Source organism: Arthrobacter sp. zg-Y895 (genome assembly GCF_020731025.1).
Lineage (GTDB): Bacteria > Actinomycetota > Actinomycetes > Actinomycetales > Micrococcaceae > Arthrobacter_B.
The window spans coordinates 390,171-410,560 of sequence record NZ_JAJFZY010000003.1 but is presented as its reverse complement, the minus strand read 5'-3'; the positions used below and the strand labels follow the sequence as shown (position 1 = coordinate 410,560).

The window sequence follows — 20,390 nt, the reverse complement described above, 5'->3', positions numbered from 1 at the left end:
GGCGGCCGCGAGGCTGGCGACGTCCCGGTGCACGCCCCGACGCAGCACCTTCCCCCTGGAAATCCATCTACTGAGCAGATAACGGGCTTATCTCCGCGGCTAAACCCCGTTGTCTGCTCACTGGATCCGGCTAACCCCGTTATCTGCTCACCAGATCCCGCGCCCGCACGTTCAGAGTGCAGTAGATGCTGCCCGCGGGCAGGCGAGGTGACATCTACTGCACTATGAACGCGTCCAGCCACTGAAGCCGGCAGAAAACCCCATCCAGTGTGGCTGGTGTTCCCGGTGTAACAACCGCAGCCACCAGGGTTCCAGAGAGTGTGAGCCCACGCCGACGGCCAGGCCGGCCAGCACTAACTCCGCCCGCAGCAAAAACATCATGTTGTACGGGTTTGGAGCTTCCCGGAGCGCTTTGTGAGGCAGGTAACGGTAAGGTTGCTTGGTAGTTTTCGCTCGGACACCAAGCTCGGACACCAAGCTCGGACACCAAGCTCGGACACCAAACCCGGACTCCAAGCCCCGGGCGGCGACAAGAAACATACGCAACCAAAGTGAAGAGGTCTTGATGTGTGGGAATTCGTGGCGGACCGGTATCAGCAGATCCTGTTCGCCGGATGGCAGCACTTCAGCCTAGTTGTCCAGTGCCTGATCCTCGCCACGGTCATAGCCGTGGTTATCGCGGCCCTGGTTTACCGCAATAAGACCCTCAGCGGAGTGGCCAACGGCGTCTCCGCAGTTGGCCTGACGCTCCCGTCCTTCGCCCTGATCGGCCTGCTGATCGCACCCTTCGGGTTCGGTGCCGTGCCGGCCGTGATTGTGGTGGCGTTTTATGCCACCCTGCCCATCCTGCGCAACGCGGTGGTGGGCCTGGCCGGAATTTCCCCGACCGTTGTTGAATCCGCCCGCGGTGTCGGTATGAGCCGGCTGCGCACGCTGCTGCGCATCGAACTGCCGCTGGCCTGGCCGGTCATCCTGGCCGGCGTGCGTGTGTCCGCCCAGATGGTGATGGGTATTGCCGCCATCGCGGCCTACGCCCTCGGCCCGGGACTGGGCGGCTTCATCTTCACCGGCCTGTCCCGCCTGGGCGGGGCCAACTCCCTCGAGTCCGTGGTGGTCGGCGTCGTCGGCGTCATCCTGCTGGCCCTGATCCTTGACCTTCTCCTGGTCGGCCTCGGCCGGCTCACAACCCCGCGAGGTATCCGTGTCTGAGACTCTTTCCCCAACCACCGGCGCCAAAGCCACCGCCACCGGCATCCTGCTCGAAGACGTCACCAAACGCTTCCCCGGGCAGGGCAAGCCGGCTGTCGGCGGCCTGACCATGGAGATTCCGCGGGGCAGCATCGTGATGCTGGTTGGCCCATCGGGCTGCGGCAAGACCACCACGCTGAAGATGATCAACCGGCTCATCGAGCCCACCAGCGGACGGATCATCCTCGACGGCGAAGACGTTACCGGGATCGACGGCGACCAGCTGCGCCGCGGGATCGGCTACGTCATCCAGGCCGGCGGGCTCTTTCCGCACATGACCGTGGGGGCGAACATCGCCGTCGTGCCCAAGATGCTCAACTGGGACAAGGACCGCATCCAGGCCCGGGTGGACGAGCTGCTCGAACTGGTCTCCCTGGATCCGGCCCTGTACCGGGACCGCTACCCGAAGGAGCTGTCCGGCGGGCAGCAGCAGCGCGTGGGGGTGGCCCGTGCGCTGGCCGCCGATCCGCCCGTGCTGCTCATGGATGAACCGTTCGGCGCCGTGGATCCGATCACCCGCCAGCGGCTGCAGGACGAACTGCTGCACATCCAGTCCGAACTGCACAAGACCATCGTCTGCGTCACCCATGACTTCGACGAAGCGGTGAAGCTGGGGGACTGGATCGCCATCTTCGACGAGGGCGCCCAGCTGGTCCAGTACGACTCCCCGGAACGGATCCTGGCCAATCCTGCCAACGAGTTCGTGGAGAACTTCATCGGCTCCGGCGCGGGCCTGAAGCAGCTCACCCTGACCCGGGTGAACGAGGTGGAGCTGACGTCCCCGATTACGGCCGCCATCGGAGACCTCGCCAGTGACACCCTCTCCCGGCTGCAGGGCGCCGGCGAGCAGAACGCCGTGGTGCTGGACGAACGCGAGCGGCCCATCCAGTGGCTCTCCCGCCGCCAGCTCAGCCGCCTGGACCGGCACACCGACATCGTCGATCCCAAGCTTCCGGTGATCGGGAACCAGTCCACCCTCAATGACGCGCTGGACACCATGCTGGTTTCCAGCACCGGCGCCGCCCTGGTGACGGGGCCGCGGGACCGGTTCCTCGGCCTGATCACCGTCCAGACCGTGATGGAAGCGATCACGGCAGCGAACGACGCCGCGCAGCAGGGCTCCTCCGGCGCACCGGTGGGCCTCAACAGCGGCGCCATCCGACGCGGCACCGAGACAGACGCCCAGGCAGCGGTGCAGGACGACGCCGGTGCTGCCGCCGGCCAGGGCACCCGATGACCGCCGTTTCGACGGCTGCGCAGGCCCGGACCGAAGCCGAAAGCGGTGCCGGCCCGACGTCGTGGCGCCCGCTGCTGCTGCAGCTGGCCGGCATCGCGGTGGCCTTCGGACTCCTGATGCTCTGGCTGACCACCGCCGAGCTCAGCGTCACCGAGCGCACCACGCTGGACCCCGCAGCACTGTGGGAATACACCGTCCAGCACCTCCTGCTCACCGGGGTGTCCGCCGTGATCGTGCTGGTGGTCGCCATCCCGCTGGGCGTGCTGCTCACCCGCGGACGGATGCGCCGGGTCACCGGACCGATCATGGCGCTGGCCAACATCGGCCAGGCCGCGCCGGCCATCGGGCTGCTGGTGCTGCTGGCCTTCTGGGTCGGGTTCGGCTTCCGGGCCGCCATCGGCGCGCTGGTGGTCTACGCCCTGCTGCCGGTTATGCGGAACACGATGGTGGGCCTGCAGCAGGTGGACCCGCGCATCGTCGAGGCCGGCCGCGGCGTCGGCATGAGCAACGCCCAGGTGCTGTTTCGGCTGGAACTGCCGCTCGCGGTGCCCGTGATGCTCTCCGGCGTCCGGACCGCCCTGGTGCTCCTGGTGGGCACTGCCACCCTGGCCACGTTCGTCAACGGCGGCGGGCTGGGGATCCTCATCACCACCGGCGTGAACCTGAACCTGACCACGGTGCTGGTGGCCGGAGCCCTGCTGGTGGCGCTGCTGGCCCTGGTGGTCGACTGGATCGGCCGTCTGGTCGAGCACATCGCCCGGCCGAAGGGACTCTAATGAAAAAGCAGCCAAACGCACGCGTCCGCCTCGCTGCCGCAGGAGCCGCCGCCGTCGGCCTGCTGCTTGCAGGCTGCGGACTGCAGCCCGCCGCCTCCTACGTGCCGGAGGCGGACCCCGGCCTGATCCAGCCGGTTGAGGGCCTGCCCGACGACGCGAAACTCACCGTCACCAGCAAGAACTTCACCGAACAACTCATCCTGGGCAAGATCGCGGTGCTGGCCACCAAGGTAGCCGGCTTCGACGTCACCGACCTGACCAACGTGCCCGGCAGCCAGCCGGCCCGGGAGCTGCTCCTATCGGGGCAGGCAGGCATGACGTGGGAATACACCGGCACCGGGTGGATCGCCTACCTCGGGCAGAGCGAAGGCATCCCCGACAAGCAGGAACAATGGCAGGCCGTGCATGACGCGGACCTTGCCAACGGCGTCACGTGGGGCGATCCGGCACCGCTGAACAACACCTACGCCATGGCCATCCGCAGCGAAGCGGGCGAGGAACTGGGGGTGGACAGCATCTCCGACATCGCCAACCTGCCGGTGGAGGAGCGCACGTTCTGCCTCGAGGCCGAGTTCAACTCGCGTCCGGACGGCATGAACCCGCTGCTGGAAAAGTACGGCATACCGCGCGGGGCGCCCAACGGCGTGCCGGACGCCAATATCGGCATCTATGACACCGGTGCCGTGTATTCGGCCACCGACGCCGGGGAGTGCAACTTCGGCGAGGTCTTTGCCACGGACGGACGGATCGATTCGCTGGGCCTGACCGTGCTCGTGGATGACCTGGCCTACTTCCCGGCCTACAACGCGGCGCCGGTCTTCAACACCGACGCGCTGGAGGAATATCCGGAGCTGGTAGACATCTTCGCGCAGGTGTCCCCGTTGCTAACGGACGAGGAACTGCGCAAGATGAACCTTGCCGTAGACGTCTACGGCCAGGAGCCCGCCGACGTCGCCTTCGACTGGATGGTCGAGAAGGGCCTGATTACCGCTCCCGAGTGAGGTGGACCCCGTGGACCTTCCAGCCATCCTCGACGCCGGCCACGTCGACGACGCCGCCGCCCTGCTGCACCGCTACTACACGCAGAAACTGACCTCGGGGCATGTGCGGACCGGGGCGAGGTTCGACACCTGGGCCGGCGGCGGAGACTCCCCGGGGGCCGCCAACCGGATCACCGCTGACGACCTGCTTGCACTGGCCCTGCTGGGCGAGGAAATCAAGGGACCGGCGGTGGTGGGGCTGCTCGAGACCAAGGCCCCGGAGATCGGCGAGCTGCTGGAACTGATTCCGGTGAACCTGGAGCTGGCGGACGTTACCGGCGTCGAATACGTCCACGTCCTCGGCAAGGACAGTCCGGCGTGGCTGCTCTGGGACGTGTTCCGGGGCTACCGGGGCGGGCAGTGGAAGATGGGCCCCATGAAAACCAGCAAGCTGCTGGCCCGCAAGCGGCCGAAACTGATTCCGATCTGGGATTCGATGGTGGCCCGCAGCATCGGGGCGGGTACCTCCCTCACGCAGTGGGAGCAATGGCATGCGCTGCTCACCGCCAATGACCGGGAACTGGTCCGGCGCCTGGACGCGGTCCAGGACCGGGCGGCCCTGCCCGTCCGGGTTTCCAGGCTGCGGGCCATGGACGTGGTGCTGTGGATGGACGCCAAGCAGCGCGGGTTCCGGGCGGCGCCGGGCGACGACGACTGAAATTTCCGGGGTACGCGGAAGACGCCGGCGCCTAGTTCCGGTAGGTGAACACGGTCAGCCCGCCGGTCGCGAAACGAGGAATATCGGCGTTGGCGGCCTGGCCCTCGGCGGTGGTCAGTGACTCCTGCATGGCCGATTCGTCGTCGAAATCGGCTTCAAACAGTGCAAAATACGGCGGCCGCTCCTCCGCGGACCTCAGCTCCTCGGACGCCCGCAGGTCGCGGAGGCCGGGAATGTTGCGCACCAGCGGCAGGTGCACGTTGCGGTAGTGCCGCCGGAAGGCAGCCGGGTCCACCGGTTGCCGGAACAAAACAACGAGGGTGTGCATGCAGAAAAGGTAACGCGGCTGGTTGCGAGGGAACAGGGCGGCGCCGTTAAGGACAGGCAGTCCCGCACCGGACTAGAGTCCTCAGTACGTCGGGCCGCCATGCCCGCGGACCCGCAACGAAGAGGAAACCGCCATGTCACTTTCCACCAGCCCAGCCGCGACGCCGACGCCGGAGCTTCCGGACAGCATGCGCGTCTCGGTCCTGCGGGTCCCGTCTGCCGCGGACGGCAACGCCGGCAGCGAAGCACCCAACCAGCTCTCCGTCGATGAACGCCCGCTTCCGCAGTTGGCACCGAACGAGGTGCTGGTCCGGGTGGCCGCCGTCGGCGTCTGCGGTAGCGACGTGCACTATTTCCGGCACGGGCGGATCGGGCAGTTTGTCGTGGAGGAGCCGCTGGTGCTGGGGCACGAAGCGTCCGGGACGATTGCCGCCGTCGGCGCCGCCGTGGACCCGGTCCGGATCGGCCAGCGCGTGTCCATCGAGCCGCAGAAACCCTGCCGCCGCTGCGAGCAGTGCAAGCAGGGCCGCTACAACCTGTGCCCGGACATGGCCTTCTACGCCACCCCGCCGGTCGACGGCGCCTTTGCCGAATACGTGGCGATCGAGTCCGATTTCGCCCACGCCGTTCCGGACACCGTTTCGGACGAAGCCGCCGCCCTGATGGAGCCGCTCTCGGTGGGCATCTGGGCCTGCCGGAAGGCCGGTATCGGGCCCGGACAGCGGGTGCTGGTAGCCGGGGCCGGGCCGATCGGCGTGGTTATTGCCCAGGTGGCCCGCGCTTTCGGTGCCAGCACCGTGTACATCAGTGACATCGCGCAGGACCGGCTGGACTTCGCCGCCCGGCACGGAGCCACGCACACCCTGCATGCCTCGCAGCCGGTGGACGGGCTGGGGGTGGATGCGTTCATCGACGCGTCCGGAGCTCCCAGTGCGGTCCGCGCAGGCATCCGGGCGGTGGCCCCGGGCGGCCGGGCAGTGTTGGTGGGCATGGGCGCCGAGGACGTCGAACTGCCGGTCGGCGTGATCCAGAACCGCGAAATCTGGCTCACCGGCGTCTTCCTCTACGCCAATACCTGGCCGACGGCGATCGCGCTGGTGGCAGAGGGCAAGGTGGACCTGGACGTACTGGTCACCCATGAGTTCGGGCTCGGCCAGGTGCGGGAGGCGCTCGACGCCGGGCAGGAACCGGGCGCGCTCAAGGCCATGGTCCAGCCCTGGCGCTGACGCGGCGCTGAGGGCCTGGCGCTGACGGGCGCCGCACTGCGGGGGCCGGTACCGGTTCGCGCGCCAGCGGACCGGGAAAAGAAAATTCCGCGGCGCACCTCGACACTAAGTTACTGAGCGGTAATATAGCGGGCATGCACCTCATTCTGCGCACCCTCCTGACCCTGTTCCGCGCCCGACGCCGGCCCAAGCTGGGCTTCTTCGAGACCTCCTCAGTGCCCATGAAGGTCCTGGTCACGGACATCGACTTTGCGATGCACCTGAACAACGGCATGTACTTCTCGCTGATGGACCTGGGCCGGTTTGACCTGCTGGTCCGCAGCGGCGTCTGGGACATCATGAAAAAGCGCGGCTGGAGCCCGGTGGCGAACAACGAAACCATCAGCTTCCGTAAATCCCTGCAGCTGCACCAGCAGTACAGCATTGAAACCCGGGTCATCGGGTTTGATGAACGGGCCATCTACATCGAGCAGCGCATGGTGGCGGACGGCGAGATCTATGCCAGCGCCGTCATCTGCACCCGCCTGGTATCCAAGAAGGGCCCGGTGAGCAACGAGGAGATCTTCGAGGCCGTGGGCGCCGTCCCGCCGTCGGACCTGGAACTGCCGGAGTGGATCAACGAGTGGCGTGCCGCCGTCGCGCTGCCGAGCACCCGCCGCCCCGCTCCGCACACCTGGGCCTAAGCGGAGCTCCCGCCCCCGGGCGTTGCCGGGGACCGTTGACACCCCCGGATGCCGGGCCGAACCTAGAAGCAGGGGGACCTAGGAACGGGGTGCTCGGTGAAGCTGACGGTCAACACTTTCCTGACGTTGAACGGCGTGATGCAGGCTCCGGGCAGCGTGGAGGAGGACCCGTCCGGCGGTTTCACCGGCGGCGGGTGGCTGACTCCGCTTGCTGATCCTGACCTGGAGCAGATTGTCTCCGAGTGGTACGGCATGGCCGATGCACTGCTGCTGGGGCGCAACACGTACGACATGATGCAGCCCTATTGGGAGGCCGCGAACCAACCCGGCGACTTCATTGCCACAGCATTGAACCGCCTGCCGAAGTATCTGGTCTCCGCCACAATGCCGCCGGTGCCCTGGCACAACACGTTTCTGCTCGAAGGGGAACTGGTCTCGAGCGTGGAACGGCTGAAGTCCCGGCGCAGCGGCGAACTCCAGGTGCACGGCAGCTATCAGCTGGTGCAGGCGCTGGCGGCGGCGGGGCTGGTGGACGCGTACCGGCTGCTGATCTTCCCGGTGGTGGTCGGCCAGGGCAAGCGGCTCTTCGAAGACATCCGCGAGGCCGCCTCCTACAGCGTCTCCCAGCCGCAGACCACCCGCTCCGGTGCCATCTGCGTGACGCTGCACCCCGCGGCGCTGCCGGCCGAAACGGGATCCGAAGCCGGCCCCGGAATGTCCGTCTGATGCTGTTCAGTCCTGCCGAAATAAGGAAGAAGTTTTCCGCTCTGCGATAAAGTGGGGGCAATTCGTGGGGAGGGGCAATCATGGCTGAACGGGCCGCCGGATCCGGCGTGCAGTCGGTGGAACGGGTCTTTGAACTGCTGGAGCTGATTGCCGACGCCGGCGGGGCAGTGACGCTGAGCGAACTTGCCGCCTCCACCTCCCTGCCCCTGCCCACCATCCACCGGCTGCTGCGCACCCTCGTGGGCCGGGGTTATGCGCGGCAGCTGCCCAACCGGCGTTACGCCCTGGGGCCGAAACTGATCCGGCTCGGGGAAGGCGCCAACCTGCAGCTCGGCGCGCTGGCGATGCCGCAGCTCAAGGGTCTCGCGGATGATCTGGGCGAGACCTCCAACATGGCAGTGCTCGACGCCGACATGGTGGTCTACGTGGCCCAGGTTCCCTCGCGCCATTCAATGCGGATGTTCACGGAAGTCGGCCGCCGGGTGCATACCCATGACACCGGCGTCGGCAAGGCGATCCTGGCGCAGCTGCCGGATGAACAGGTCCGCAGCATCGTGGGCAGGGCGGGAATGCCCACCCCCACCGGGCACAGCCTGGGCAGCGTCGATGCGCTCCTGGCTGATCTGGAAGGCATCCGGGAGCGCGGCTACTCCGTGGACGAGCAGGAACAGGAGCTCGGGGTGCGCTGCTTCGCCATGGCCGTCCCCAACGCGCCCACACCGTCGGCGGTGTCCGTCTCGGGGCCGGTCTCGCGCGTGGATGGAGCCTTCGCGGACCGTGCGGTGCCGCTGCTGCGCGCAGCCGTGGAGCGGATCTCCGCCGAGCTGAACCGCTAGGACATTTCCCGAGAGCCTTTTTGGGCAGCCCTCCGGGGCACGGAAAAGGGCAGGTGCCGCGGCTGCGGTACCTGCCCTTTTCTCAGTGATGCGAGGTGATGCGGTGTGATCTAGCTGTGAAGTGCCCGGTCCCTAGTGCTGGGTGCCGCGGCGGGTGCCGGCGATCAGCATGCCGATCGGAACCAGCAGCAGGAGCAGCGGGATGAGTACGGCCAGGATCTTCGGGGAGGTGAGGATTTCGCCCGGGGTCAGCGCCGTGGTGCTGGCCCGCATGGTGTCCGCACCTTCGGAGATCTTGCCGTTGCCGTCGGCCAGGGTCTTGCTGCCTTCGGCCAGTTCGGTGTTGCCGTCGGCCAGCTTCTTGGCGCCTTCCTTCAGGTCGCTCGTGCCGGCGGTCAGCGTCTTGCCGCCGTCGTCGAGCTTCACAACGCCCTCGTCCAGGGACTCGGTGCCGGTGACCAGGCGGCTGGTGCCGTCGGAGAGGCTGATGGTGCCGTCGTAGATCTTGTAGTTGCCGTCGGCCAGCGTGTAAGCGCCGGTTTCCAGGGTGTCCAGGCCGGTGGCCAGGGTTCCTGCGCCGGTGGCGAGCTTGCCGTTGCCTTCGGCCAGGGTGTAGGCGCCGGTTTCGAGGGTCTTCAGGCCGGTGTTCAGCTCGGAAGCGCCTGCGGAAAGGGTTCCGGCGCCGGTGTAAAGCTGCGCGACGCCGTCGGCTGCCGAGTGGGCGCCTGCAGCCAATGCGGGAGCCTTGCCGTTCAGCTCCGTCAGGCCACCGGATACGGCGTCGGCACCATAGACGAGGCCAGGGTTCTGGGGAGTGCCGTTGCCTTTGAGGCCGACGTCTATTCCAGCGACCAGCCGTTCGAGACCCTCCAGCTTGTCCGCTGCATCGAGTATGCCTTCCCTGGCGCCCGGAATTACCTGCGCCTGGGCCAGCATGCGGAGTTGGGCGGCGCCTGCTGAAACGCCTTCCGGACCGTAAGAACTGCCTGTCTTGGCGAAGTCTGCCGAGATGTTCTGGTAAGCGGTTTTCCCGTCCTTGCCGGGGGTGCTGTTGATGCCCGCATAAATGCTCTCTACCCCACCGTCAACCGCAGCCGCGCCCGGGGCCAGCTCGGAAATGCCTGCAACAGCGGCGTCTGCACCGGCTGCGAGTTCCTTCGAGCCTCCGACCAACGGTTCCATCTTCGTGTAAAGCTCGTTCGCACCGGTGGCCAGCCTGTCGGAGCCCTGACGCGCCGTCGTTGCGCCTGCGGCCAGCGTGCTGGCGCCCTGTGAGGCGCTGCTCGCGCCGGCAGCCAGCGTGCCTGCACCCGTCCGGGCGTTGGTGGCACCGGCAGCAAGCTTGTTGGCACCCTCGTTGGCTGCTTCCGCGCCGGTGAGGAGCTTGACGGCTCCTTCATCCAGCGTGGTGGCGCCTTCCTTCAGGGTGGTGACGCCGGCCTTGGCTGACCCGATGCCCTTGGCCAGGGTGTTGGCACCCGCGTCAACCTTTTCGGTGCCCGCAGAGAGGTCCTTGGCACCGGTCTGCGCCTTCTCGGCGCCGGCCTTCAGGTCTCCTGCGCCGGTGGAGGCGCGTTCCGCGCCGTCGCTCAGCTCCGTTGCCCCGCTGGCAACCTTGCCCGTAAAGAGGACGAAGAAGGCGAGGAGGAGGACCAGGAACAACGCCAAAAGTACGGTCAAAAGTGTGTGTGGGCGGCTGGAAGCGCGCCCGGACGTGGAACTCGTCATTGAATATCCTTCTTCTGCTTCTTACGATTCGAGACTGACTAAGCGGCGAGCAGCACGCCTATGGGCGCAGCCTCCGCGGATGCAAGGTGACCGGGTCCGTCGCTACGTTGAGACGTAATCGGTCAAGACCAGTGTGATGTCTGTTACATCTAAGCTACCCGCGGGTAACAAAGCAAGGCTTTTTCGAAATTAGTTACTGATGAGTAGGTTGCGCGGTATGTTTTGGTGCGCTATTGGTCACCAGCGTGTCGAACCCGCGTAACCCAGCTCACACCGGGCATCGTTGAGTGCAGACAGGATCGGCGTGAAATAAGGGAGTCTGTATGAGCTGGCTGGACCGCGACCGCACCATCGCCCCGCCCGGATTCAATCGATGGCTGATCCCGCCGGCGGCGCTGGCGGTACACCTTTGCATCGGACAGGTCTACGCCACCAGCGTCTACAAGACGGCGCTCGTGGAATACTTCGGCGCCAGCCTCACCCAGATCGGCGTCATCTTCTCCATCGCCATCGTGATGCTCGGGCTCTCCGCCGCTGTGATGGGCACCTGGGTGGATGCGAACGGACCCCGCAAGGCCATGTTCGTTTCGGCCATGTTCTGGGTGAGCGGCTTCCTCATTGGGGCCTTGGGCATCTTCACCGGGCAGCTCTGGCTGCTGTACCTGGGGTACGGCTTCATCGGCGGTATCGGCCTGGGCATCGGCTACATTTCCCCGGTCTCCACCCTGATCAAATGGTTCCCCGACCGGCCCGGCCTCGCCACGGGCATGGCCATCATGGGCTTCGGCGGCGGTGCGCTGATCGCCAGCCCGCTCTCCTCGGCCCTGCTGACCTTCTTTGACCCTGAATCCGGCACCCCCGGCTGGGTGGCGAGCGGCGACGCCGTGGGCAAGCTGTTCCTCACTCTGGGCGCCCTCTACCTGGTGTACATGCTCTACGGCGCCTGGAGCATCCGGGTGCCGGCGGCGGATTGGAAGCCCGAGGGCTTTGACCCCTCCACCGTCGCCTCCAAGTCCCTGGTCACCACCAACCACGTCTCGGCCGCCAACGCCATCAAGACCCGACAGTTCTGGCTGGTCTGGATTGTGCTCTTCTGCAACGTCACCGCGGGCATCGGCATCCTGGAACAGGCAGCGCCCATGATCCAGGACTTCTTCCGCCAGCCCGACGGCGCCTCGCTGGTGACGGCCGCCGTCGCCGGCGGTTTCGTCGGCCTGCTCTCGATCGGCAACATGGGCGGGCGCTTTGTCTGGTCCGCCACCTCGGACCTGATCGGCCGCAAGCGCATCTACATGATCTACCTCGGTGCCGGCGCTGTCCTGTACACCCTGCTGTCCTTCTTCGGGGACACGTCCACCATCCTCTACGTGGCCCTGGCGTTCGTGATCCTGTCCTTCTACGGCGGCGGGTTTGCCACGGTTCCCGCTTACCTGCGGGACCTCTTCGGCACCTTCCAGGTCGGTGCCATCCACGGCCGCCTCCTCACGGCCTGGTCCGCTGCCGGCATTGCCGGTCCGCTGATCGTCAACTCCTTCCTGGACGCCCAAGGCACCCCGGGGGAGCTGACGGCAGCGGCGTACTATCCGGCCCTGCTGACCATGGTGGGACTGCTGGTGGTTGGCTTCATCGCCAACCTGCTGGTGACGCCGGTTGCTTCCCGCTACCATGAACCCGCGAAATCCGAGCCGGCTGCCCCGGCCCAGGCCGCTACCCAGGACGGAGAACGCTGATGACCAAGGCAAAGTTGACGGTGAGCTGGCTGCTGGTGGGGGTCCCCCTGGCCTACGGGGTGTTCCAGACCCTGACCCGGGCCGCGGCGCTCTTCGGCTGACCGAGGCACCGCGGATCACGGGTATGGGGCAGGATATGGCCGGCAGCTGGAATGAGGTTCGGCTCCTGCCGCCGGAAGCGCGGCCGGACGCCTATACCCAGCTGCCGTTCACGGGCTGGTTCCTCATGATGGGATGGGCGGCGAGGGTGCAGCACACCTACCGCCATCCCGGCACGCTCTATGAAACCCTGCCCACCCAGGAGCTGTTTGCCCCCGAGGACGAGGAATGGGTCTACCAAATGACCAATGACTATCTGGCGCTGGTCGACATTCCGCCCGTCCCGCGCGGATACGTCTGGTTCCTGGCCCGGCCTGCAGGGATCACCTCGGATGAAGCCCTGTGGCGGCGGCTGAACGAAAAGATCGATGAGGTGGGAGGCATACCCCACTTCGACGGACCCGCCTACGTCACGGGGGCCTATCCGGTCATCGCGGAGGCGGTGCGGAGGCTCTACTGACGGGGCTTCGAAACCTTGGCGTCCTTCGAGTCCATCACCTGGTCCATGACCAGGGAATAGAGCACCGCTGCCATTGCCATGACTGGACGGGGCCGGGCCACTCCGCGTCGGACCAGCCACGCTTCGACAGCCTCATCCAGTACGAGGCTCAGTGCCGTGATCCCGCTGACGGCTGAGCCCATCAGCACAGCCAGACCCGTCAGCGCAATTCCCGGCATCCGCGTCCGGGGCCCGGCTGCACGCACGTAGGAAGGGGCGGTTGCGGAATCACCCCCGGCCCTGACCGTGAACGGGGTGACAAGGTCAACCGTTCCGGCGGCGGCCAGCTCCCTCCCTTTTCGCATGCCCCTGCTGAGGGCTACGACGCCGATGGTGCCCACGGCTGCGCCCGGTACAAGAACATAGGCGCGGCGCAGTCCCGGGGACCAGTCGGCCGGCCGTGACAGGGTAAAACCGCCGACGGCAGCGGCAATCGTGAGTGACAGCGGAAGATTCTTCATGGCCCACACGGTACCTGCCGCCGGAGGGGCTGTGGAACCGGGAACGCGGTGCAACGATTGAAGTGCAAAATCCATCCATCGCGCCGTGGCGGATCACTGTCGGTGCGGAGAGCAGGAGTATGCCATGAAGGCCCTTCAATACCGCGCCATTGGCCAGCCGCCCGAAGTGGTGGAGATTGATACCCCCGAACCCGGCCCCGGGCAGGTCCGCCTGAAGGTCACCGCCGCCGGGGTCTGCCACTCGGACGAATTCATCATGAGCCTCCCTGAGGAGGAGTACATCTACGGTCTGCCCCTGACGCTGGGACACGAGGGTGCCGGCGTGGTGGACCGGGTGGGCGACGGCGTGCAGTACATCGAAGAGGGCACGTCCATGGCCGTCTACGGGCCGTGGGGCTGCGGGATTTGCTACGAGTGCTCCAGCGGCCGGGAGAACTACTGCCGCAACGCCGCGAAGTTCGGCATTGTCCCGCCCGGACTCGGCGCACCCGGGGCCATGGCCGAATACCTGATTGTGGACAGCCCCCGCCATCTGCTTCCCCTCGGGGACCTGGATCCGGTGCAGAATGTGTCCCTGACCGACGCCGGGCTCACGCCGTACCACGCGATCAAAGGCTCCCTGGAGAAGCTGCCCTCCGGTGCCACCGCCGTCGTCATCGGAGTGGGCGGGCTGGGGCACGTGGCCGTGCAGATCCTGCGCGCCATGACCGCAGCCACCGTGGTGGCGCTGGACATCGACGAGGCGAAACTGAACCTCGCCACCGACGTCGGCGCGCACTACACCTTCCCGTCCGAGCCGGGCGCAGCGGACCTGGTCCGGGACCTGACTGGCGGCAGGGGAGTGGACGCTGTCTTTGACTTCGTGACCAACCAGGCCACCCTGGACCTGGGCCAGGCGATGGTGGGATCGCAGGGCGACCAGGTGCTGGTGGGGGTCGGGTCGGGCACCGTGTCGGTGGGCCTGGCTGCCACAGCCGCCTGGGAAACCTCCATCCGTGCCCCGTACTGGGGTTCGCGGTCGGAGCTGTTCGAGGTGCTGGACCTGGCCCGGGGCGAAGGCATCAACGTGCATACCGAGGTCTTCAGCCTGGACGAGGCCCCGGCGGCCTACGAGAAGCTGAAGAACAACCAGCTGATCGGCCGCGCCGTCGTCGTGCCGTAACTCCGGCGCGGAAGCTACAGCCCTGCCGGAAGTTACAGCGGTGCCGGTGCCAGCCCGGCGAACCCGGCGGCGGACCGCAGCAGCTGCGGCACCCCGGCCTCCAGCGACGGGGCGAATATCCGGTCGTTGGGGCGCTCGCCCTTGAGCCAGCGGGTATAGATGGCCTCGCAGAAGATCGATGCCTTCCACAGGGCCAGGGTCTGGTACCAGGGCAGCGCTTCCAGATCCAGGTCCATCCGCTGCCGGTAGGCCTCAATGACATCCTCCCGGGTGTAATAGCCCGGGTTGCGGGTCACTCCGGTGAGCTCCAGGGGCGTAGCGACGCTGCCCGGCTCGGAATAGGTGGCGGTGAGGTAGCCAAGATCGGCCAATGGATCGCCGATGGCGGACATTTCCCAGTCCAGGACGGCAATCACTCTGGCGGGGGACTGCGGGGCGAACATCAGGTTCCCGGGCCGGTAATCCCCGTGCAGCACCGAGGCGGCCTGGCTGTCCGGCACGTTGTCCGCCAGCCAGCTGCCGATCCTGCCCACCTCGGGAAGATTGCGCATGGTGTTGACCTCCCACAACCCGGAGAACCGGGCCACCTGCCGCTGCAGGTACCCCTCCGGCTTGCCGAAGGAGGCCAGGTCCCCGCTGCTGACATCCACGGAATGGATGCGGACCAAGGCGTCGACGACGGCGGCGCTGGTTGCCCGGCGGTCCTCCATTGCGGACAGTGCGGTCGGGATGGTGTTGGTGATGACCAGTCCGTCGAGGAAGCCCATCACGTAGAACGGCACTCCGAGCACCGACTCGTCTTCGCAGAGGGCCAGGATTTCCGGCACCGGCACACCCTGCACGCGCAGCAGCTGCTGGATCCGGGCTTCGCGGACCATGTCATGGGTGGAGCGGGGCAGCGGCGGGCGCGGGCCGCGGCGCAGCACAAAGTCATCGTTTCCGCGCCGGATCCGGTAGGTGATGTTGGACTGCCCGTCCCCGATCTGCGCCCAGGACAGCGGCCCCGAACCCAGTCCGTGCGCGTCGAAGAACGCGGTCACCTCATCCAGGATCAGCAGCGGAGGGGAGGCCAAGGCCTCGGCCTGGGAACGGGTGGCTACAACTTCGGTGCCGTCGGCAGTGGTGTGCATGGGGTTCAGGCTTTCGCTTCGGCGGGGGTTCCGGCGTCGTCCGCGGACGCCGGGCGGGACACATCGGCAAGATCCGGAGCGCCGCGCTCCGTTTCCCGGCGGCGGCCGGCGGAAGCGCGGCGGGCAATGGCCCACTTATGCGTTTCGTTGGAGCCGTCATAGATGCGGAAGGCGCGGACCTCGTTGAGGTAGGAGGCCAGCGGCAGCCGGTCGGTGACGCCGTCGCCTCCGCACAGCTGCAGGCTCCGGTCGATCACCCGGTACACCGCCTCCGAGGTGTGGGCCTTGGCCACCGAGGACAGGGCGGAACCGGCCTTGGCATCGGTTTCCAGCAGGGCAGCGGTCTTGGTGATGATGGCGTCGGAAGTTTCAATATCGATGACGGACTGCGCGATCATTTCCTGGGCCAGGCCGAGTTCGTTCATCACCGATCCGAAGATCTCCCGCCGGTTGGTGCGGTCCAACGCGATGTCCAGGGACCGCCGGGCCAGGCCGAGCCAGCGCATGCAGTGGGTCAGCCGGGCCGGACCAAGCCGGACCTGCGCGTACCGGAAGCCTTCCCCGGGTGCGCCGAGCACGGCGGCGTCCGGCACAAACACGTCCTCGAAGTGCACGTGCGGATGCCCGCCCCCGATCGCCCGGTCCATGGTGTGCAGCTGCTCGCCGATCCGCACCCCGGGGGCATCCATGTCCACCAGGAGCATGGTGGCCCCGGCGGGCGCGCCGTCCACCGCGTCGGTGCGCACCATGGCAATGCAGAAGGTGGCGTTGTTGGCTCCGCTGGTGAAGCGCTTGTGCCCGTTGATCAGCCAGCCGCCGTCCACCTTCGCGGCGCTGCTGCGCAGGGCGGCGGGGTCCGATCCGGCACCCGGGTGCGGCTCGGTCATGCCGAAGCAGGATCGGGCCTCGCCGGAGACCAGCGGGGCGAGGTAGCGGCGCTTCTGTTCCTCGCTGCCGATCAGGTGCAGCATGTGCATGTTCCCCTCATCCGGGGCCATGCAGTTCAGCGCCGAGGGGCCGATCAGCGAATAGCCGGCCTCCTGGAAGACGGGGGACCAGTACTCGAGCGGCACCCCCTGCCCGCCGTATTCGCGCGGTGCGTGCGGGGCGAAGACGCCGGCGGCCTTCGCGGCGGCGCGCAGTTCCTCCAGCAGCGCCTCCGGAACGACGGCGCCCGGCCGCGGTTCTGCGGGCATCACCGTGCCGCGGATGAACTCGCGGGTGCGCAGGCGGAGGTCTTCGATTTCCGGAGGCAGGGAAACAGTGCTCATGAGGGGTCCTTAGGGGATGCGGTGGGAGCGGTCAGGCCGAGCCGCCGGCCACGAGCAGGCCGCCGTCGAGGTTGATGATCTGCCCGGTGATCCAGGCGGCGTCGTCGGAAGCCAGGAAGGCGGCCGCACCGGCTACGTCCTCCGGGGTGCCGAGCCGCTTCAGCGGGTAGGTGGAGCTGACTTTTTCTTCGCGGCCCTCATACAGGGCGCGCGCAAACTGGGTCTTGACGACGGCGGGCGCCAGCGCGTTCACGCGCACCGTGGGGGCCAGCTCGACGGCGAGGGTGCGGGTGAGCTGTTCCACGGCGGCCTTGCTGATGCCGTAGAAGCCGATGCCGGCGGCCGGGGTCTGCGCCGAGACCGAGGAGAGGTTCAGCACCGATCCGCCGCGGCCGAGGAAATCCAGTGCCTCGTGCGCGCAGACGGCGGAAACCCAGGCGAGGGTGCCCAGCACGTTGACGTCCAGGATCCGGCGGGCGGCCTCCGGGTCCAGCTTGCTCAGGGGCCCGTACACCGGGTTCACGCCGGCGTTGTTGACGAGGATGTCCAGCCGGCCCCAGGTCTCGGCCACGGTGTCCAGCACCTCGGTGCGGTGGTCCGGGTCATCGGATTTGCCGGCTATCGCCAGCACCGTGCCTTCCGGGAACTCGGCGGCGGCTTCCTTCAACGGTCCGATGTTGCGGGCAGTGATGCAGACCTTCGCCCCTTCGGCGGCCAGGCGGTGTGCGATCGCCAGCCCGATACCGCGGCTGGCTCCGGTGACAATGGCTGTTTTGCCCTCGAGGCGTCGCCCGCCTGCAGGCTGCTCCGGTTCGGTCATGTGCTCCGCCAACTTCCGTCTCCAACCACTACCGAGCGACCGCTCGGTACGGTTAGTCTGGTGCAGGCCCCGTAAAGTGTCAAGGATCACAACCGGGTATTCGACCAACGAGGGGACGCCATGACCGCAGTCCGTACGCAGCCCGACTGGCGGGACTTCTCCGTGCCCGCCCTGCCGCCGCTGCTGCGCAACGCGCTGGACTGCTTTGTGGAGCACGGCTACCACGGGACCAGCATCCGCACCGTGGCCACCCGGGCCGGCTTGTCCGTGCCCGGGCTCTACCACCACTATCCGTCCAAACAGGCGCTGCTGGTGGGGATAGCCGAATCCGCGATGGCGGATCTCTACGTCCGGAGCACCGCTGCCCTCGCCGAGGCGGGGGAGGACGTCGAGGACCGCTTTGCCCTGCTGATCGAGTGCCTTGTCCTGGTGCACGCCTACCGCTGGGAACACGCGTTCATCGCGGCCAGCGAGATCCGCAGCCTGGAGGGTGCGGCCCGGGCCGGGCACATCGCGGCCCGGGACCGGCAGCAGAAACTCCTGGATGACGTGGTGTCAGCAGCGGTCAGCAGCGGCCGCTTCGCCACCGGCTATCCCAAGGACGCCAGCCGGGCGGTCACCACCATGTGCACCGGAGTGTCCCAGTGGTACCGCGCCGGAGGTCCGCTCAGCCCGGAGGAACTAGCGGTGCGCTATGTGCAGATCTGCCGCGGTGCGGTGGGCGCGACGTAAGGCTCACCGGTACCGGCGGTGCAGGTTCTCCTTCGGTTCGTCGCCGCGGGCCGTCTCCGAGATCCACGGGCCCGTCCCCTCGGACGCATCCAGCACACCTTCCTCCTGCCAGGTGTAGCGTCCGTCCAGGACTCCCTTGGACAGCTTCCGGTCCGACTCGTCGGAGTTGTGCCACAGGCCGTCGAACAGGGACTCGATCCGCACCCGGGACTGCCGGCTGAAGGCGTCCGCGAGCTCGAACGCGCTTGCACCCTCCGCCGGATCCTCGCGCCGGATGTTCAGGGCGCGGACGCACGAGGCCGAGATCGCAAAGATTTCCGCGCCGATGTCCACAATCCGGCCCAGGAAGACCTGGTGGTGTTCCAGCCCCGCCTGCCAGCGGGCCATGCCGAGGAAGGTGGACCGGGCCAGCCGGCGGGAGGCCCGCTCGGCGTAGCGCAGGTGCCGGGCCAGCAGGCCGAACTCGGCGTAGGACGTGGGGACGTTGCCCTTGCCCGCAGCGAGCGTCGGCAGCCACTTGCCGTAAAAACCGCTGGCCTTCAGTGCAGCCCGTGCCTTGGCGCCCACCGGGGCGTCCGCCACCGCCAGGTCCCCGGCCGCGGACAGGTGCGCGTCCACGGCTTCCCGCGCAATGAACAGGTGCATGATTTCGGTGGAACCCTCGAATACCCGGTTGATACGCAGGTCCCGCAGCTGCTGTTCGGCCGGGACCGCGCGCTCGCCGCGGGCGGCGAGGGAATCTGCGGTCTCGAAACCGCGTCCACCGCGCACCTGCACCAGCTCGTCGGCAACGTTGTAGGCCATTTCACTGGCCCAGAGCTTCGCCAGGGCCGCCTCGATGCGGATGTCCTTGGTGCCGGCGTCGGCGAGCTGGGCGGAGAGTTCGAAGACCGCCTCCAGTGCGAAGCTGGTAGCCGCAATGTAGGCGAGTTTCTTGGCCACGGCCTCGTGCCGGCCGATCGGCCGGCCCCACTGTTCCCTGGCACCGGACCAGCCGCGGGCAATCTTCAGCGACCATTTCCCGGAGGCCGCGCACATGGCCGGAATGGAGAGGCGGCCGGTGTTCAGCGTGGTCAGGGCAATCTTCAGGCCCTGGCCTTCGCGGCCCAGCCGGTTGGCCGCCGGAACGCGGACGTTGGTGAAGCGGGTGACCCCGTTCTCGATGCCGCGCAGGCCCATGAAGTTGTTGCGGTTCTCCACCGTGATGCCGGGGGAGGACATTTCCACCACGAACGCGCTGATGCCGCCCTTGGAACCGCCGTGCGGCGGAACGGCGGCCATCACCACCACCAGTTCGGCAATCACGCCGTTGGTGGTCCACAGCTTGACGCCGTCAATCACGTATTCGCTGCCGTCTTCGGAGGGGATGGCGGTGGTGCGCAGCCGCGCCGGGTCCGATCCGACGTCGGGCTCGGTGAGCAGGAAGGCGGTCACTGCCCCGGCGGCGCAGCGCGGCAGGTACTCCTCCTTCTGTGCGTCGTTCCCGAAGACCTTCACCGGCTCCGGCACGCCGATGGACTGATGGGCCGAGACCAGTGCCCCCAGGCTGGGGTGCACGCTGCCCAGGAGCATCAGGGCGCGTCCGTAGTTCAGCAGGGACAGTCCGAGCCCGCCGTAGTGCTGGGGGATCTTGATGCCGAACACCCCCAGGTCCGCAAGTCCGCGCAGGTTCTCGTCCGGAATCACCCCGGTGCGTTCAATTGCCAGTCCGTCCATGGTCCGGCAGTACTCGGTCAAGGCTTCCAGGAACAGTTGGGCGCGGGCCTCCTCGTCGAGGTCCGCCGGCGGCAGGGAACCGACCAGATCCAGGTTGTAATTGCCGAGGTAGATCCCCTTGGCGAAGCTCGGGCGGGATTCCCCGGTATCGCGTGCTGCTTCGGTGGCGTTGCGGGCATCCTGTTCGGTGACCACGCGCTCTTTGATTCTGCGGGCACTTCGGTTGCGGCCGGCGTCTTGGGAAACATCAGTGGTGCTCATGGGATTTCTCCTCCGTCATGGCTG

General features: G+C 67.4%; 21 protein-coding genes. 14 read left to right on the top strand and 7 right to left on the bottom strand.

Annotated elements, in window-relative coordinates; genetic code table 11:
• Positions 1-567: 567 nt before the first annotated feature.
• Genes LJ760_RS03635 through LJ760_RS03615 form a run of 5 tightly spaced genes read left to right on the top strand, consistent with a single transcriptional unit; the run spans position 568 to position 4,959 of the window.
• A complete protein-coding gene (locus tag LJ760_RS03635) occupies positions 568-1,209 on the top strand; it encodes an ABC transporter permease (protein ID WP_227919365.1) in 642 nt (213 codons plus the stop codon).
• Positions 1,202-2,485, top strand: a complete 1,284-nt coding sequence (locus LJ760_RS03630; RefSeq protein WP_227919363.1) for an ATP-binding cassette domain-containing protein — start codon at positions 1,202-1,204, stop codon at positions 2,483-2,485. Before LJ760_RS03635 ends, LJ760_RS03630 begins: the two co-directional genes overlap by 8 nt.
• Complete coding sequence (locus LJ760_RS03625; RefSeq protein ID WP_374200022.1) at positions 2,482-3,261, top strand: ABC transporter permease; 780 nt, start codon at positions 2,482-2,484, stop codon at positions 3,259-3,261. Before LJ760_RS03630 ends, LJ760_RS03625 begins: the two co-directional genes overlap by 4 nt.
• On the top strand, positions 3,261-4,262 hold the full coding sequence (locus tag LJ760_RS03620; RefSeq protein ID WP_227919361.1) for a glycine betaine ABC transporter substrate-binding protein: 1,002 nt from the start codon (positions 3,261-3,263) through the stop codon (positions 4,260-4,262). The genes LJ760_RS03625 and LJ760_RS03620 overlap by 1 nt, the downstream gene beginning before the upstream one ends.
• A 10-nt stretch (positions 4,263-4,272) precedes the next feature.
• Complete coding sequence (locus LJ760_RS03615) at positions 4,273-4,959, top strand: DUF6308 family protein (RefSeq protein ID WP_227919359.1); 687 nt, start codon at positions 4,273-4,275, stop codon at positions 4,957-4,959.
• A 31-nt stretch (positions 4,960-4,990) separates the two neighbouring features.
• Here LJ760_RS03615 and LJ760_RS03610 read toward each other — a convergent pair whose 3' ends face one another.
• The gene (locus LJ760_RS03610) at positions 4,991-5,287 is read right to left on the bottom strand and encodes an EthD family reductase (protein ID WP_227919358.1); all 297 of its coding nucleotides are present in this window, start codon (positions 5,285-5,287) and stop codon (positions 4,991-4,993) included.
• 133 nt (positions 5,288-5,420) lie between these two features.
• On the opposite strand from LJ760_RS03610, the gene LJ760_RS03605 reads away from it, so the two are divergent.
• The 4 genes from LJ760_RS03605 to LJ760_RS03590 all read left to right on the top strand — a co-directional run bounded on the left by LJ760_RS03605 (position 5,421) and on the right by LJ760_RS03590 (position 8,757).
• Complete coding sequence (locus LJ760_RS03605; RefSeq protein ID WP_227919356.1) at positions 5,421-6,512, top strand: NAD(P)-dependent alcohol dehydrogenase; 1,092 nt, start codon at positions 5,421-5,423, stop codon at positions 6,510-6,512.
• A gap of 134 nt (positions 6,513-6,646) precedes the next feature.
• Positions 6,647-7,195: an acyl-CoA thioesterase gene (locus tag LJ760_RS03600; protein ID WP_227919354.1), complete on the top strand. Its 549-nt coding sequence runs from the start codon at positions 6,647-6,649 to the stop codon at positions 7,193-7,195.
• 96 nt (positions 7,196-7,291) lie between these two features.
• Complete coding sequence (locus LJ760_RS03595) at positions 7,292-7,921, top strand: dihydrofolate reductase family protein (RefSeq protein WP_227919351.1); 630 nt, start codon at positions 7,292-7,294, stop codon at positions 7,919-7,921.
• A gap of 80 nt (positions 7,922-8,001) precedes the next feature.
• On the top strand, positions 8,002-8,757 hold the full coding sequence (locus tag LJ760_RS03590; protein WP_227919349.1) for an IclR family transcriptional regulator: 756 nt from the start codon (positions 8,002-8,004) through the stop codon (positions 8,755-8,757).
• A gap of 132 nt (positions 8,758-8,889) precedes the next feature.
• Here LJ760_RS03590 and LJ760_RS03585 read toward each other — a convergent pair whose 3' ends face one another.
• On the bottom strand, positions 8,890-10,485 hold the full coding sequence (locus tag LJ760_RS03585) for a hypothetical protein (protein ID WP_227919347.1): 1,596 nt from the start codon (positions 10,483-10,485) through the stop codon (positions 8,890-8,892).
• 323 nt (positions 10,486-10,808) lie between these two features.
• Here LJ760_RS03585 and LJ760_RS03580 point away from each other — a divergent pair, with 323 nt between their 5' ends.
• From LJ760_RS03580 to LJ760_RS03575, 3 genes are read left to right on the top strand one after another with little or no spacing between them, the layout of a single operon-like run.
• Positions 10,809-12,215, top strand: a complete 1,407-nt coding sequence (locus LJ760_RS03580; RefSeq protein WP_227919345.1) for an OFA family MFS transporter — start codon at positions 10,809-10,811, stop codon at positions 12,213-12,215.
• Positions 12,215-12,316, top strand: coding sequence for an MFS transporter small subunit (locus LJ760_RS17555; RefSeq protein WP_442860366.1), 102 nt, complete (start codon positions 12,215-12,217; stop codon positions 12,314-12,316). The genes LJ760_RS03580 and LJ760_RS17555 overlap by 1 nt, the downstream gene beginning before the upstream one ends.
• Before the next feature lie 23 nt (positions 12,317-12,339).
• Positions 12,340-12,774, top strand: a complete 435-nt coding sequence (locus LJ760_RS03575; protein ID WP_227919343.1) for a DUF5956 family protein — start codon at positions 12,340-12,342, stop codon at positions 12,772-12,774.
• Here the strand turns inward: LJ760_RS03575 and LJ760_RS03570 are convergent.
• Positions 12,768-13,274, bottom strand: coding sequence for a hypothetical protein (locus tag LJ760_RS03570; RefSeq protein ID WP_227919340.1), 507 nt, complete (start codon positions 13,272-13,274; stop codon positions 12,768-12,770). The two genes, LJ760_RS03575 and LJ760_RS03570, sit on opposite strands and share 7 nt — an antisense overlap.
• 124 nt (positions 13,275-13,398) lie before the next feature.
• On the opposite strand from LJ760_RS03570, the gene LJ760_RS03565 reads away from it, so the two are divergent.
• Positions 13,399-14,436 carry an NAD(P)-dependent alcohol dehydrogenase gene (locus tag LJ760_RS03565; RefSeq protein WP_227919338.1) on the top strand — a complete coding sequence of 346 codons (1,038 nt, stop codon included), beginning with the start codon at positions 13,399-13,401 and terminating at the stop codon, positions 14,434-14,436.
• A gap of 32 nt (positions 14,437-14,468) precedes the next feature.
• Here LJ760_RS03565 and LJ760_RS03560 read toward each other — a convergent pair whose 3' ends face one another.
• The 3 genes from LJ760_RS03560 to LJ760_RS03550 are packed head-to-tail and all read right to left on the bottom strand — an operon-like array spanning position 14,469 to position 17,657.
• Positions 14,469-15,566: a phosphotransferase family protein gene (locus LJ760_RS03560; protein ID WP_227919336.1), complete on the bottom strand. Its 1,098-nt coding sequence runs from the start codon at positions 15,564-15,566 to the stop codon at positions 14,469-14,471.
• Positions 15,567-15,571: 5 nt separating this feature from the next.
• A complete protein-coding gene (locus LJ760_RS03555) occupies positions 15,572-16,837 on the bottom strand; it encodes an acyl-CoA dehydrogenase family protein (RefSeq protein WP_227919333.1) in 1,266 nt (421 codons plus the stop codon).
• A 31-nt stretch (positions 16,838-16,868) separates the two neighbouring features.
• Positions 16,869-17,657, bottom strand: coding sequence for an SDR family oxidoreductase (locus LJ760_RS03550; protein ID WP_227919331.1), 789 nt, complete (start codon positions 17,655-17,657; stop codon positions 16,869-16,871).
• A gap of 120 nt (positions 17,658-17,777) precedes the next feature.
• On the opposite strand from LJ760_RS03550, the gene LJ760_RS03545 reads away from it, so the two are divergent.
• Entirely contained in the window at positions 17,778-18,389 is a 612-nt protein-coding gene (locus LJ760_RS03545; protein ID WP_227919328.1) for a TetR/AcrR family transcriptional regulator, read from the top strand.
• Positions 18,390-18,392: 3 nt separating this feature from the next.
• On the opposite strand, the gene LJ760_RS03540 is transcribed toward LJ760_RS03545, so the two are convergent.
• Positions 18,393-20,366, bottom strand: a complete 1,974-nt coding sequence (locus LJ760_RS03540; RefSeq protein WP_227919325.1) for an acyl-CoA dehydrogenase family protein — start codon at positions 20,364-20,366, stop codon at positions 18,393-18,395.
• Positions 20,367-20,390 lie beyond the last annotated feature (24 nt).